Genomic DNA, 13,924 nt, shown 5'->3' with positions numbered 1-13,924 from the left:
TTATAACGTTTTGGTCACATGGAATGTTGGCCAATTTCAATTATTTTGGAAATTACCCGAGAATACTGATGATTTGCGTAGCCAATTCTTCACCAATTCTGTCTTGTGCTTCGTTAGTGGCTGCACCGGTGTGAGGTGTTAACGATAGTGCAGGGTTCATTAACAATTGCATTTCTGGTTTTGGCTCTTTTTCAAAAACATCTAGAGCAGCTCTGGCTACTTTTCCGCTTTCAATCGCTTTAACCAAAGCCACTTCGTTTACTACACCACCACGTGCTGCGTTGGCAATGATAACACCGTCTTTCATCATGTTGAACTCGGCTTCATCGATAACGTAATCTTTTTGTGCAGGTACGTGTAATGTTAAGAAATCGGCTTGTTTTAAAACGTCTTCTTTTGAAATGGTGTTGATTTCGAAGTTTACTTTTTGTCCGTCGAAAAATTCCAATTCCAAATTGGCTTTTTCCAAAAACGGATCGAAAGCCACTACTTTCATTCCAGCGCCCAAAGCTACTTTTGCGGTAGCTTGACCGATACGGCCAAAACCTAAAACACCTAAAGTTTTCCCTTTAAGTTCGGTGCCTTTGGCGTAAGCTTTCTTTAAACCTTTAAAGTTGCTGTCTCCTTCAAGAGGCATTTCTCGGTTGGCATTGTGAAGAAAACGCGCCAATCCGTAAAAATGACCGAAAACCAATTCGGCTACAGAGTGCGAAGAAGCTGCAGGTGTATTGATAACGTGCAAGCCTTTTTCACGAGCATATTCTACATCAATATTGTCCATACCAACACCACCGCGGCCAATAATTTTTAGGCCCGGGCAAGCGTCAATTAAATCTTTTCGAACGGTAGTTGCGCTACGAACCAATAGAACAGCGATGTCTTTTTCGTTGATGTAGTTGGCTAATTGTTCTTGAGCTACGGTTGTTGTGATTACTTCGTATCCTCCTTTTTCAAGGGCTTTTATACCACTTTGAGAAATACCGTCGTTTGCTAATACTTTCATTTTTAATTTTTCTTTTTAATTTGTCATTACGAGGAAGTTAGCATCGTAATCTTTTTTAAGAGATTCCTTCACTTCGTTCGGAATGACGGTATTGTTTAAATTTGAGTAAACACTGCACACGGCAATTGATTACTGCAAACTAGTTTATGCTTTGCTTTCCAATTCGCTCATCACCTCAACCAAAACTTTTACGCTCTCGATAGGCATGGCGTTGTACATAGAGGCGCGGTAACCACCAACACTTCTGTGACCGTTGACACCGCTAATTCCAGCTTCTTTAAGCATGGTTTCAAAAGTGTCTTTTAAATTATCGTTAGTCAGGTTGAAGGTTGCGTTCATAAAAGAACGGTCTTCCTTAACAGCAAACCCTTTAAATAGTGGGTTCAAATCGATTTCAGAATACATCAAGCTAGCTTTCTTTTCGTTTTCTTTTTCGATAGCTGCAATACCGCCTTTGTTTTTCAACCACTCTAGCGTTAACATTGAAGTATAGATTGGGAAAACAGGAGGTGTATTGAACATACTGCCTTTGTCGATGTGCACTTGGTAATCCATCATCGATGGGATTTTACGGGATACTTTTCCTAAAATATCTTCTTTAACCACTACTAAAGTTGTTCCTGCTGGCCCCATATTTTTTTGAGCTCCGGCATAGATCAATCCGAATTGAGAAAAGTCTAAAGTACGAGAGAAAATATCGCTACTCATATCGCAAACCATTGGGATGTTGGTTTTAGGGAAACTCTTCATTTGCGTACCAAAAATGGTGTTGTTTGAGGTACAGTGGAAATAATCGTAATCTTCAGGGATTTCGTAACCTTTAGGGATGTAGTTGTAGTTGGCATCTTTAGAAGAACCTACTTCGTAAACATCGTCGTAGATTTTAGCTTCCTTAATAGCTTTTGCTGCCCAAGAACCAGAGTTTAAATAACCGGCTCTTTTTTCCAAAAGGTTAAGTGCCACCATTAAAAATTGTGTGCTGGCACCACCTTGTAAAAACAAAGCCTTGTAGCCTTTGCCCTCTAAACCTAGCAGCTCTAAAACCAAAGCTCTGGCGTTTTCCATAATATCCACAAAATCTTTACTTCTGTGGGATATTTCAATTAAAGATAAACCAGAATTGTTATAATCAACTACCGCTTCAGAAGCTTTAAGCAATACTTCCTGTGGTAAAATACTTGGTCCTGCGCTAAAGTTATGTTTTTTCATGTTTGTTATAAAAAATTGAGATGCAAAGTTGCTAATTAATTAGGGATTATATAGTATAAAATCAATATTTTTTTTAGGAAATTGATAATAAAAATTCAACGGAATCGACACTATCCGCATAATCCCAAAGTTTAGGTTTTTGGGTGGATCCAAAAGCAATTTCGTTTTCCGTAAACCCGTTAGAAACAATGCATTGAATTAGGTTTTCGTCTTGGTTTAGTTTTTCCTTCAATTGCTCGGTATTGTCGTAATATTCGTAAAACAAAGTGGCAATGGGCGAGGCGTAGCTTTGGTCTTCTTTGATCATAAAAAAGCCGTTTTCAAGCATGTCGAATTCGCTCATTAAATACACCGCTTTGTTGTAGTCGTAATTATTGGCATATTTGGCTTTTTCAACAATGGGGTGCCAATGGTAAATAGATTCGAAAAAGGCATCGAATTTGTAACCTTTGGGCACAAATAGTTTTGAAACGTTTCGGCAGCCTAAACCGTAGTATCTAAAAATGTCTTCGGAAAGGTTTTTTAGGTCTTCGGAAGTTTCATTTCCTGTTAAAACAGCTACTGAATTTCGGTTATTTCGAATAATGGACGGCTTGCCCTTGAAATAATATTCAAAATACCGGGCGGTGTTGTTACTTCCGGTGGCAATTACGGCATCGAAATTTTCAACTCTATTTTCGGTGAAATTTATTTTTCCTTTGAATTGTGGATCGACAAATTCCAAATACTTAGCCAAAAAAGGCAATAAATGTTTGTCGTTGGAAGATTGTTTTACCAAAACCTTGTGTCCACTAATTAAAACTGACAAAAAATCATGAAAGCCCACCAGGGGGATATTTCCAGCCATGATGATGGCTATGGTTTTGGGTTCAACCTTACCAAAATCATAAAGTTTTAACCAGTTAGTTAAGTTTTTTTCGGTTAGGGATTCGGCCCATCCGTTAATGGCGAATCGCATATTTTCTGGAGTAAACCAGCCGTTGTGTTCTTCGGCTAGTTTCAGTTGGTGCTTAAAGCCGTCGAAAAAAATGTCGTTGTGTTCCACATCATTATTTTTTTCGATGATATGGGTAGAAAATTGCCTTAAAAAATCTCCTAATTTTACAAATGCGGTAATTCTTTCCTGTAATTGCATCCTTAAATTTGGTTATGAATGGTTTTGGCTTTATTTTTGCGACTGCAAAGTTAGAAAGAAAAAAACGCTATGGCAATTATTATAACAGACGAATGTATAAATTGTGGTGCTTGCGAACCCGAGTGCCCAAACACAGCAATATATGAAGGCGCTGACGATTGGCGCTACAAAGACGGAACAAGCTTAGAAGGCAGCGTGGTATTGACCAACGGTACCGAAGTGGATGCCGATGAGGCTCAAGAGCCAATTAGTGACGAGATTTACTACATCGTGCCCGATAAGTGTACCGAATGTAAAGGTTTCCATGATGAGCCACAATGTGCTGCCGTATGTCCGGTAGATTGTTGTGTGCCTGATGAGGATAATGAGGAAACAGAAGAAGAACTTTTGGCCAAGCAAAAGTTTATGCACCCAGACGGATAGTCGAAAATTTATAATTAGTGATACAAAATTAAATCCTGAGTCTTTTTGACTCGGGATTTTTTTTCGCCTATAGTGAGCTCCGCCCTAAAATTAAAATCTGTATCTTCTAAAATTAGGTTTTGAGCGTTCTATTATTCATCGATTTGCAGATTTTTTACGAATTGAGCTTGCGAAAAACGGAAATGTAATTGGTTTAATTGTTTGATTTTTAGTTTTTTATGCTTAAATTTAATAGCAACTTAGGCTAGGGTTGTTTTTATCGCTATTAAAACTTTAACATCATGAAAAATCTCTGTCTTCTATTCTCGTGTTTTATTCTTTTTTATTTGTTTTCCTGTAAGCCCAATTTGGTAGGGCTAGGCGAAAAAACATATAGTCCGCAACTCGATAAAATCATGGTTGAGCAATTGGGCATAAATGATTCGGTAAATATTGTTTCACCGCAATCATTTATAGTACAAAGAAATTTAGTGAATAATGGTAATGCCGATGTGAATGCTTCCTATGTGATTAGAGATAGAATTCAACCTATGGTGTTTCAGGCTATTGTTGGCAATTATGGTTTCGATACCATACCCAACACAACTATTTATGAAGAAACCATTAGTGGGCCACAACTGGCAAGTTCGGCACAAGATTCCATTTCCTTTGGTCCAATTGGCCCGTTGGGATGTGGCATGTATAAGGAGACCATCACCATTGATACGCTCAATACAGTTGATGAATCGAATGAAGTTGACAATCAATCCGTTCACTATTTTTTCGTGCCAAGCACTCAAAATTTTAGTGTGACCAAGAATGAAATATTAACCGGAGTGCCTCATGATTCGGGCAAAATTGTAACAACAGTTTTTACGGTTACTGCCGGGGCAACATTTTCTGTTGAATATGCGCACTTTACTTATGTTTCCACTGAAGGCTCAAAAGCTGTTACTTTTCCCGCTCCACCGGTTAACATCCCGGCAGGAACTTCCTTAGATATAAGTATGGAAATTGAAGTAATCGAGCATAAGTTTACTTCGGGTTTTGAATCCAGTATTTATGGAAAGATTACAACTATTTCTGAAGATGGTTGTATTATAAAACACGAAGGGGCCAAGGTGTTTGTAGAACATTCAAATTAGCGAGAAAAAGGTTTAAAACTAAATCCCGAGCTTTTTAGCTTGGGATTTTTTATTTTAGCATAATGAACCAAACTAAGGTATTTCTTTTAATTGATGGCGAACGCCCCGAAACGCTTCCCGATTTGTCAAGCTACGATTTGGTGTGCGCTACCGATGGGGCTTATCGGTTTTTAATGGAAAAGGCAGTTGTTCCCGATTTTATAAGCGGAGATTTCGATTCGTTGGAAGAGCTTCCAAAAAGCATTGAGGTGATTGAAACCCCAGACCAAAATTATACAGATTTTGAAAAGATTTTGAAGATTCTTTTTGAAAGAGGGTATAAAAGCATCCATGTGTATGGTGCCAGCGGGAAGGAGCAGGATCACTTTTTAAGCAACCTGCACATCGCTATGGTTTGGCGAAATGATTTGAACCTTATTTTTTTTGATAATTACGGCTATTACTTTTTAGCCGAAAACACCACCGAAATAAAAAACAGTATGGGTAAAACCGTGTCCTTAATTCCGTTTCCCGAAGCTAAAGGCATTACCACTCAGGGATTAAAATACCCCTTAACCAACTCAACCCTAATTTTTGGAGAAAAAATTGGTGAGCGTAACCGTGCTATTGCAAACCACGTAGCCATTCGGTTTAACAGCGGTTTTTTGTTTGTGTTTGTGAACGAATGCAAGTAGGTTTAACTTATTGAAAAACATAAGGGTATGCTAAAAAAAAAACAAGAATATAAAACCGAAGATCTAAATAATTTCTGTAATTTTGGAATAGAGCCTAAATACAGCAATTATGGAAAATAAGCAGGTAGAAGTGATTTTTAATCCAACTTCCGATTTTTTTGATAAAAATGACCCTAGATGGGCACAACAAAAAAACTTGTTGGTTAGCGATTTGCAGGGCCGGGCAACAAAGGTGGAGAAAAGAATAGACCCCGTGGAAGGTATGAAAGGTGGGCTAGAAACCTTAATAGTTACCATCGGGCCGGCAGTAGTCACCGGTATAGTTGATATTATTAAAGCTTGGCTGGCTAGAGATCGTTCCACAAAAATCGAATTGTCTGCAAATATTGACGGAAAGACGGTGTCGATTACCGCCGATGCTAATGGTATCGATAAAAATACCTTAAAGCAATTTCTCCAGAAGGCTATAGATAAAACATCATGATATGGATGCGACCTATAAAGCGATACTCATTGCTAACAATGAATTCCCAGAGGATCCCCACGGATTACCTAAGCTTAATGGGCCTGCAAACGACATAAAAATTTTAAAAGAAGCCCTTTGCAATCCCGAAAAGGGTTTGTTTGAGGAAAAAAATATTACAACGCTTTTAAATGCCACATCGGGTGAAATTTTATCAACCTTAGAGCAGTTTTTCAAAAACTTAAAATATACCGACCAATCCTTATTTTATTATAGCGGACATGGATTACAGGACAGAATGAGCCGGCTGTATTTGTGCGCTAAAAACTCAAAAAAAGATTCCCTGATTTCTACAACAATTTCTGATAATGCATTAAACATGCTTTTGGAATCCTGTCAAACCAGAAAACATATTTTAATATTCGACTGCTGCCACAGCGGCGGATTTAAAGGTGGCGATTTACCCCAGTCGTTACAAGGCGAAGGCCGTTTTGTGATTACAAGTTCAACTTCCGAAGAATTGACCACCGATACCGATAATCCCGATGGGCCAAGTCCGTTTACAAAATACCTCCACGAAGCGCTTTTAAGTGAAGGGATTGACCAAAATCAAGATGGGTACGTTAGCGTTAATGAGGTTTACGAATATATTTTTCCAAGAATTTACAAGGAAACCAAACAACGTCCGCAACGGAAGTTTGGCGATACCTCGGGGGATCTTCCGCTGTGTAAACGAAAAGTTTTGGTTCAAAGTCCGTTGAAACCGGAAAAAGTTGAAAACAAAACCCTGAATTTGGGCAGTGGGAAACCAAAGCTTAACGTATCGGAGCAACGGATAGACCATTTAGCGGTTAAAGCCAATGAAAAATTGCTCGATGAAATTATAGATGTTTTTAATGAAGGCAGCGGAGAATTGGATTGGGAGGCCACATGCGACTGCGATTGGATAGCTATTGAAGCCCATGATACCTATATAAAGCTCAAATTAACACCGAAAGCAGGGATGAACCGCGGGAGCATTAGGGTAAAGGATAAAAGCGGCGGAGGCTCTAAAACCATTAGGGTAACGGTGGAAAAATTAGAACCACTAATTGTAAAGCCGGAGAATAAAAAGTCTGCCGAACCCCAAAAACAGGAACAACACGTTTTGGGTGAAGATTCCTCTGTGCGTTCAACAAAGCTATTGGTTTTTAAGGATGTGAAAATGCGACACATCAACCAAGCGAAAGCAGTGGTGGATAATTCTGAGCAATCTGGTGTGATTGAAGTGTTTTCAGATCGAATTGAATTTGTTGGCGACGTTAAAATTACTATTAAAGATATTGATGTTTTAGATTATTATCCGCAGGACATCAACCCCGGTTATACCTATAATTACATGGGGGTTTCTGGGAGTTATGATGGGGTTAATAAAATGATGTATTTCTATGTGTTTAGCTGGTTTGGAGCCGGACAGACTTGGAAAATGGCGGAACAGATTTATGGGTTAATCAAAAATAAAAAACTCGCCGTCGAACCTAATTTCACAACGCATATTAATAATCCGCCCAATCAAAATACAAACTCAAATACGCAACCTCCGGAAAACCCACCGCCCCCGCAAAACAATATTTATATGCCCGGGGCTTGGAATATTTATATTTATCAATTCGGCCAGCAAATATCTTATTTAAATCTTTATTTCAACGTTGGGGGAGCCCTGAGTGGAACGCAACAAAGTGCTGATGGTTTCTCGCAAATAAGTGGCACTTGGGGCTACAATCCGTACAACAAATTATTGTCTTATAATGTTATGGTTTCCCTCTTTAGTGGTACTGTTCCGGATAGTGGAAGTGTAAGCCTTCAAATGGATCCCAATGGTAACATTTCCGGTACAGATCTATTGGGACGGCGATGGACGCTGCAAAAAACGGGAAATTAGTTTGTTGTTTTTTTGAAAGTATTTGGGTCTCTGAAATTAAATTTGATTGTCTGTTTTGATAATACCTAGTTTTCGTCATGCTGAACTCAATTCAGCATCTCATATTGTTTGTAGATTACCATTTTGTAATGAGACACAGAAACAACACTTCGACTACGCTCAGTGTGACAATTCTGGGTGACGGGCAATTTTATGATTGAGAACGGGGGTTCTTAATTAAATTAATGAAAATGAATTTTAGGCGGGTAATTGTTGTAAAATAAACTTCATATCTTAGTGGTAACTAGCGCACCAACCCGATAGTTTTCAAATAAAGTTAAAACATGACTAAAACCATCAAATTCGTCATTGTGGGCAGTGGCAATATTGCTTCCACATATCTTTCCGCAGTCAATAATATTTCAAATGCAGAAGTTGTGGCAGTGGTTTCTCGAAAGTCTGAAAAACCAAAAGCTTTAAGTCACTTGCCTTTTTTTAAAAGTATTTCGGAAATATCGGTTGATTTTGATGCGGTTATAATTTGTACGCCAAACGGACTGCATCATATTAGTGCTGTTGAAGCAGCCAACAAAGGAAAACACGTGCTTTGCGAAAAGCCCATCGATATTACTTTGGAGGCTATCGATAAAATGATTGAAGCTAGTAAAAAAAACGATGTGAAATTGGGTGTAGCGTACCAACGGCGCTACAGTTCAGACAATCCCATTGTGAAAAAAATGATTGATTCCGGTGAATTGGGGCGCATTTTTTCAGTAGATCTTTCTGTAAAAAACTATCGTGATGATGCTTATTATAATTCGTCGCCATATCGGGGTACCTACGGCATTGATGGCGGAGGTCCTTTTATTCAGCAGGCTTCACATTACATCGATTTGTATTATTGGTTCTTTGGGAAACCCAAAAAACTGGTAAGTCAATTAGGGACTTTTGTACACGATATTGAAGTGGAAGACCACGGTGCGGCTATTTGCCTTCACGATTCTGGAATGATTGGAACAATTACCGCATCAACAGCCACAAAACCCGGTTTTCCTGCGAAAATAGAAATTTACACTAGTAAAGGCTATTTGATTTTAGAAAACGATGTGATTACCCATTGGGATATTGAAGGTGTTGAAAACCCAACAGCGCAAACTCCATATGAAAACACACACACCGGAGCCGCCACAGCGGCCGTAGCAGACACTACCAACCATGAAATTATTTTAAACGATTTTATTGCTGCGATACAGAATGGTGGTGATTGCTTAATTTCGGGCGAATCGGCTAGAAATGCCACCGAAATGATCTTGGAAATTTATAATAGCCAGTTTTGATTTTCAAATTCCAAAGGGCTAAATTCCAAATTTCAAAAAAGAGATGCTTCGACTGCGCTCGGCATGACAAACTTCTTGCTTCCAGCTTCCAAACTTCACAATAGTTCATTCCATGCCTTCAGGGTTAAACTTTATTTTAACAAAACGTTGATTTTTCAGGTTATCTATATCTTGACCAAACATAAGTAAGGTGTCATCGCTCATCCAATTATACAGTAAGGGTCTAATGGTAATATCTTCCAGTTGAAAATTTCTAATTAATGGTTTTCTAATATAATCGCCTGTATTGAGGTTTAAATCTGTGGCAATAAACGCGCGGTCAAAATCTGTAAAATAATTGGCTAAATGGCCACTTTTGTGGTTTAGGTTCTTTTCGCTGCAATTGTACAACAAAAATAAATGGTTGTTTTTGCATATTGGAAAATACGAACTGTAAATGGGTACATTGGGTTTGTCGTTTCTTTTTCCAATTTTTTTAGCCCAAATCAGGTCGCCATTGGCGTCTAGTTTAATGGCGGCAATATTATGGTGGTAGTAGGTTGTGGCATAATTATAAGTATAAGACCAAACTTGTTCGGCTAAAACGAGTACTTCATCATTATCGAGTTTAAGGGTTTGTTGGAGAACATAATTTTGATTTTCCCTTTTTCCGTCGTTATATTTTTCAATGGCTTTGTTTTTTTGCTTGCCATCTTCAAGTAATTGCGCAAAAAACTCAGCCGAAAGTGGGGTGTGCTTAGAGTAAATTTTTTCACCTGTATTCAAGTTAATTTTAGAACTGAAAACCCCTGTCATGGCGTATATGTTCTTTTTTGAAGTTAGCCCAGATAAAATTAATTCGTTGTCGTTTATTAGCGTAATATTAAGATTTCTTAAGTGAACTTCGGGCGACCTTACGGTAGAAAGTAGGTTAAGCTTTTCGGGTTCTACTTTGTAAAGAAGGTATTCGTATCGTTTGTTGTTTCCGTCGGCTAATATTTTATAGGAATCATACTTTTTACAAAGAAAGAAAAGCTCATTTTTATTGTTTATAAATATCCTTCGGAATGAAAGCACGTCGTTTTTAAATGGGAGTTCGTATGACGAAATAGATTTTTCATTAAAACTGGAATCGAATGTTTGAACCCTGATTTTTGCCGTTTCTTTGTTTTTATTCGGGATGGTGTAAAACAGAAAAATGGTGTTTTCATCTTCGCTGATCATAAATCGGCTTAACGAGTTCCTGGCACTTTTGGTGTCGTTTTCAATGGTGGTGATTAACTGTTTTGGGCCTAACGAAAACGTTTTTAAATCGGTATTCTGGTAATAGAATGTTTTGCCTTCATCCGTAAGCAGGCAAAAAACGTGGGTTATGTTGTCCTTAATTTTTACAAGCCCCAATGAATTAAATTTACCTTCGTAGGTATCGTCCTTTAAATTGATTTCCTTTCCAGAAGGTGTTAAATCTAGGTTGAATTGCCTTAAATACATATCGTCGCCTTGTCCATACTTCCCTTCGGAATAAAGTAGGTAATAACCGTTTTCGTCTTTGCCAATAATATCTATAGGGATTTCGCGCTTATCATTTTTAAATACGCTTCCAAATTCAACCGAAATATCCCGTTGCGCATGGTTTAATTGTACAAAAAACAATAGAATTAAGGCGAGTATAGGCTTTCTCATAAAAGTGTTGTAAAAAGTTATTGAGGTAAATGTAGGAAAAAAATAGAGTTTTTGTTTGACTACCTATTTAGGTTAGTCATTTACCTCAAAAGCCTTCATTTCTGCCAGAGGTTCCAAAGTGTCTTCGCTTTCCCAAAGGGTTTTATCGAACTTGCTTAAAATTTGGTATTTGCCTTTTTTGGTTTGTTCGATGTTAGCAAATTCGCTCTGGCTGAGTTTACTATTTTGGGAAAACAGCATTTCTTTTTTAATGGTGTTTCGACCTTCAATTTTAAAAGTCAATCCTATTTTATGTTTAACAGTGCTGTTTTCAATAAGTTTTAAATCGCGGCTCACATAAAAATAGCTACCGGTGGTTTGTTTGGTGTATTTAGGGTGGTAGATGTTTTGGTCATTTTTTTCAAAAAGTAGAGTGCCTTCGTCAACATTGGCAATATATTTAACGCCCAAAAGCAGTTTGAGGTTCAGTTTGCTGCCGTGTCTGTTTTTATAAAAGCCGTAGTCCAAACGGGTTATGGCATAAGTGGAGTGGCTCACATAAATTTTGCCCGCATATTTACTTTTTCCGCGTCGCGGCTCAAATTGTATAATATAAGTAGGTTCGTTGTTGCTCTGGGTAATATCTTCAAAAGTAAATTCGTAAAGATTGCTATCGGTAATTTTGCTTAAAAAGGAGTTTTCGAAAAACTGCGCATGCCTCAATAAATGGCGAGTATCGTTATTGAGGTGTTTCACTTCAAATTTATTTTTGTTATTTTCTTTGAATTCCTCGTCCGTCAGTGACAACGAATCCTCAATTTTAAAAATCCCCGTTTTAAGTTTGTAGGTTTTGGTGGTATCCAGATAGGTTAAAACCAAATTTTGGGCCTTTTGTTGGATATCTTCAATCGAGAGGTCGTTTTTGTAATCCAGTAATTTTGTAGCTTTTTGCACCGAAAGTTTGCTGCTGTCTAAATTAAACGTGGCGAGTTCGCCCTTAATATCGGTAAAATGCACCATATCGCTTTCGCGGATTTTTTGGGAGAGGGCATGCAGATTCGCATTCAATTTTTCAATATTTGTTTTACTGATGTGTGATGCCTTTTCAATTTCAAAATCCAAGTTTTCAAAGTTGGTCTGTTCAGAATTCCTTCTGAAAATAGGGTAACGGTTAAGGTCGTAATCGTAGTTTTTGCTGATGTTGCGCCTCACTTCGGCTATAATCGAATCGGCATTCGGTATTTTATTGCTGATCAATACTTCGCTAAGTTGGTTAACGGCATCGGCCAATTCGATCGTGAAATTGGATTCTTGTATTTGTTGTACCGAAAGCGTTCTGTTTTGGTAGCCCATGCACGAAATGGTGATGGGGGCATTTTGGTTTTGAATGGTGAAATAACCTTCGTCGTTAGAAATAACGCCGCTGTGCTCACCCGTTTTAACGGAAGCATAAGGAATCGGCTCTCCGTTGTTTTTAGTGATGATTCTGGCGGTAATCGACTGTGTAAACCCCAAAAAACCAAATAGCCCAAAGGCCATAATCAAAATCGCTTTTTTTGCCATAAAATTTAATCCATGCCCGTTTTGGGCTTTTCTAACTATCAAACGATTGAAGATGGATAATGTTACAGAATTTTTTGAAGCGCACCCTTCTTTTTAAACTTCGGAATTCTATTTTATTGACTACATTTGCACTCGCAAAAGTCCATTCTCTTTCCATCCCAAAAGGAAGGATGTGTGATGGAGAAGTTTAATGTATAATTTAATTTACCCGAATTTGTTCCCTTTCCTTTGGAAAGGGTTAGGGAAAGGCTTATGAAAGCAGGTATTGTAGGATTGCCAAACGTAGGAAAATCAACGTTGTTTAATTGTTTGTCTAACGCCAAAGCGCAAAGTGCCAACTTTCCGTTTTGTACCATCGAACCCAATATTGGTGTGGTAAACGTGCCTGATCCAAGATTGGAAAAATTGGAATCGTTGGTGAAACCAGATCGCGTTATTCCCGCAACTGTCGAGATTGTCGATATTGCCGGATTGGTAAAGGGCGCCAGTAAAGGCGAAGGTTTGGGCAACCAGTTTTTGGCAAATATCCGCGAAACCGATGCAATCCTGCATGTGTTACGTTGTTTTGAAAATGATAATATTGTGCATGTTGATGGTAGCGTAAACCCCATTCGTGACAAAGAAACCATCGATATGGAATTACAGCTTAAGGATTTGGAAACTGCTGAAAAAAAGCTGGACAAAGTTAAGCGTGCCGCAAAAACAGGGAATAAAGAAGCCCAAGCTGAAGAGGCTGTATTGTTGAAAATTAAAGCGGGTTTGGAATCGGGAACTTCGGTTAGAGCCTTGGAGTTTTCTGAAGATGATTATGCCGATTACGTAAAACCCAACCAGTTTATTACCGATAAGCCTGTAATGTATGTTTGTAATGTGGACGAAGGTTCGGCGGTTTCAGGAAATGCGTTTGTTGAAAAAGTAAAGGAAGCCGTAAAAGACGAAAAAGCCGAGGTTTTGGTTTTGGCCGTTGGAACGGAAGCCGATATTAATGAGTTGGACGACTACGAAGAGCGCCAAATGTTTTTGCAGGATATTGGATTGGACGAGCCAGGTTCAGCAAAATTAATCCGTGGTGCCTATAAGCTATTGAGCCAACAAACTTACTTTACCGCAGGTGTAAAAGAGGTGCGCGCATGGACGGTTGGCATTGGAGCTACTGCACCACAAGCGGCCGGCGTCATTCACACCGATTTTGAAAAAGGATTCATCCGTGCAGAAGTGATTGGTTACGACGATTACGTTAACTTTGGAAGTGAAGCCAAGGTGAAAGAAGCTGGTAAAATGCGCGTTGAGGGAAAAAACTACATTGTAAAAGATGGTGACGTGATGCATTTCTTATTTAATGTTTAAAAAACAGGGAATTATAAATTAATTTTTGTAGGTTTTTATTTTAATTTTAGTTTCTTTGTGGAGCTTGTTTTATGTGGTTGCTGATTTAAGATGTAAGTTCATTTC

12 protein-coding genes are annotated in these 13,924 nt (G+C 38.4%); 7 read left to right on the top strand and 5 right to left on the bottom strand.

Going from position 1 to position 13,924, the window contains the following annotated elements; all coding sequences use genetic code 11:
- Positions 1–52: 52 nt before the first annotated feature.
- The 3 genes from ABI125_13390 to ABI125_13380 form a co-directional block, all read right to left on the bottom strand.
- Positions 53–1,003 (bottom strand): D-2-hydroxyacid dehydrogenase, encoded by a 951-nt coding sequence (locus tag ABI125_13390; protein ID XCF05707.1) that lies wholly within the window; start codon positions 1,001–1,003, stop codon positions 53–55.
- A 144-nt stretch (positions 1,004–1,147) separates the two neighbouring features.
- Positions 1,148–2,212: a 3-phosphoserine/phosphohydroxythreonine transaminase gene (gene serC / locus ABI125_13385; GenBank protein ID XCF05706.1), complete on the bottom strand. Its 1,065-nt coding sequence runs from the start codon at positions 2,210–2,212 to the stop codon at positions 1,148–1,150.
- A 73-nt stretch (positions 2,213–2,285) separates the two neighbouring features.
- On the bottom strand, positions 2,286–3,347 hold the full coding sequence (locus tag ABI125_13380; GenBank protein ID XCF05705.1) for an acyl-CoA reductase: 1,062 nt from the start codon (positions 3,345–3,347) through the stop codon (positions 2,286–2,288).
- Positions 3,348–3,416: 69 nt separating this feature from the next.
- On the opposite strand from ABI125_13380, the gene ABI125_13375 reads away from it, so the two are divergent.
- From ABI125_13375 to ABI125_13350, 6 genes are all read left to right on the top strand, one after another.
- Positions 3,417–3,770 (top strand): 4Fe-4S dicluster domain-containing protein, encoded by a 354-nt coding sequence (locus ABI125_13375; GenBank protein ID XCF05704.1) that lies wholly within the window; start codon positions 3,417–3,419, stop codon positions 3,768–3,770.
- A gap of 281 nt (positions 3,771–4,051) precedes the next feature.
- Positions 4,052–4,894, top strand: coding sequence for a hypothetical protein (locus tag ABI125_13370; protein ID XCF05703.1), 843 nt, complete (start codon positions 4,052–4,054; stop codon positions 4,892–4,894).
- Between the two features lie 62 nt (positions 4,895–4,956).
- Positions 4,957–5,568 (top strand): thiamine diphosphokinase, encoded by a 612-nt coding sequence (locus ABI125_13365; protein XCF05702.1) that lies wholly within the window; start codon positions 4,957–4,959, stop codon positions 5,566–5,568.
- Positions 5,569–5,677: 109 nt separating this feature from the next.
- Complete coding sequence (locus tag ABI125_13360; GenBank protein ID XCF05701.1) at positions 5,678–6,052, top strand: hypothetical protein; 375 nt, start codon at positions 5,678–5,680, stop codon at positions 6,050–6,052.
- 1 nt (position 6,053) lies between these two features.
- On the top strand, positions 6,054–7,952 hold the full coding sequence (locus ABI125_13355) for a caspase family protein (GenBank protein XCF05700.1): 1,899 nt from the start codon (positions 6,054–6,056) through the stop codon (positions 7,950–7,952).
- A gap of 323 nt (positions 7,953–8,275) precedes the next feature.
- Positions 8,276–9,268, top strand: coding sequence for a Gfo/Idh/MocA family oxidoreductase (locus tag ABI125_13350; protein XCF05699.1), 993 nt, complete (start codon positions 8,276–8,278; stop codon positions 9,266–9,268).
- A gap of 105 nt (positions 9,269–9,373) precedes the next feature.
- Here the strand turns inward: ABI125_13350 and ABI125_13345 are convergent, their stop codons facing one another.
- Positions 9,374–10,930: a hypothetical protein gene (locus tag ABI125_13345; GenBank protein XCF05698.1), complete on the bottom strand. Its 1,557-nt coding sequence runs from the start codon at positions 10,928–10,930 to the stop codon at positions 9,374–9,376.
- 72 nt (positions 10,931–11,002) lie between these two features.
- A complete protein-coding gene (locus ABI125_13340) occupies positions 11,003–12,472 on the bottom strand; it encodes a carboxypeptidase-like regulatory domain-containing protein (protein XCF05697.1) in 1,470 nt (489 codons plus the stop codon).
- A 252-nt stretch (positions 12,473–12,724) separates the two neighbouring features.
- Between ABI125_13340 and ychF the strand changes: the two genes are divergently transcribed.
- Positions 12,725–13,819: a redox-regulated ATPase YchF gene (gene ychF, locus ABI125_13335; protein ID XCF05696.1), complete on the top strand. Its 1,095-nt coding sequence runs from the start codon at positions 12,725–12,727 to the stop codon at positions 13,817–13,819.
- Positions 13,820–13,924: the final 105 nt, after the last annotated feature.

It is taken from the genome of Tamlana crocina (genome assembly GCA_040429635.1).
Taxonomy (GTDB): Bacteria; Bacteroidota; Bacteroidia; order Flavobacteriales; family Flavobacteriaceae; genus Flavisericum; species Flavisericum crocinum.
This window is presented reverse-complemented; position numbering and strand designations above follow the sequence as displayed.

Bases quoted from the DNA above. Each gene is read 5' to 3' on its own strand.
- ABI125_13390 (XCF05707.1), bottom strand. From the start codon at position 1,003: ATGAAAGTATTAGCAAACGACGGTATTTCTCAAAGTGGTATAAAAGCC.
- serC (XCF05706.1), bottom strand. From the start codon at position 2,212: ATGAAAAAACATAACTTTAGCGCAGGACCAAGTATTTTACCACAGGAA.
- ABI125_13380 (XCF05705.1), bottom strand. From the start codon at position 3,347: ATGCAATTACAGGAAAGAATTACCGCATTTGTAAAATTAGGAGATTTT.
- ABI125_13375 (XCF05704.1), top strand. From the start codon at position 3,417: ATGGCAATTATTATAACAGACGAATGTATAAATTGTGGTGCTTGCGAA.
- ABI125_13370 (XCF05703.1), top strand. From the start codon at position 4,052: ATGAAAAATCTCTGTCTTCTATTCTCGTGTTTTATTCTTTTTTATTTG.
- ABI125_13365 (XCF05702.1), top strand. From the start codon at position 4,957: ATGAACCAAACTAAGGTATTTCTTTTAATTGATGGCGAACGCCCCGAA.
- ABI125_13360 (XCF05701.1), top strand. From the start codon at position 5,678: ATGGAAAATAAGCAGGTAGAAGTGATTTTTAATCCAACTTCCGATTTT.
- ABI125_13355 (XCF05700.1), top strand. From the start codon at position 6,054: ATGGATGCGACCTATAAAGCGATACTCATTGCTAACAATGAATTCCCA.
- ABI125_13350 (XCF05699.1), top strand. From the start codon at position 8,276: ATGACTAAAACCATCAAATTCGTCATTGTGGGCAGTGGCAATATTGCT.
- ABI125_13345 (XCF05698.1), bottom strand. From the start codon at position 10,930: ATGAGAAAGCCTATACTCGCCTTAATTCTATTGTTTTTTGTACAATTA.
- ABI125_13340 (XCF05697.1), bottom strand. From the start codon at position 12,472: ATGGCAAAAAAAGCGATTTTGATTATGGCCTTTGGGCTATTTGGTTTT.
- ychF (XCF05696.1), top strand. From the start codon at position 12,725: ATGAAAGCAGGTATTGTAGGATTGCCAAACGTAGGAAAATCAACGTTG.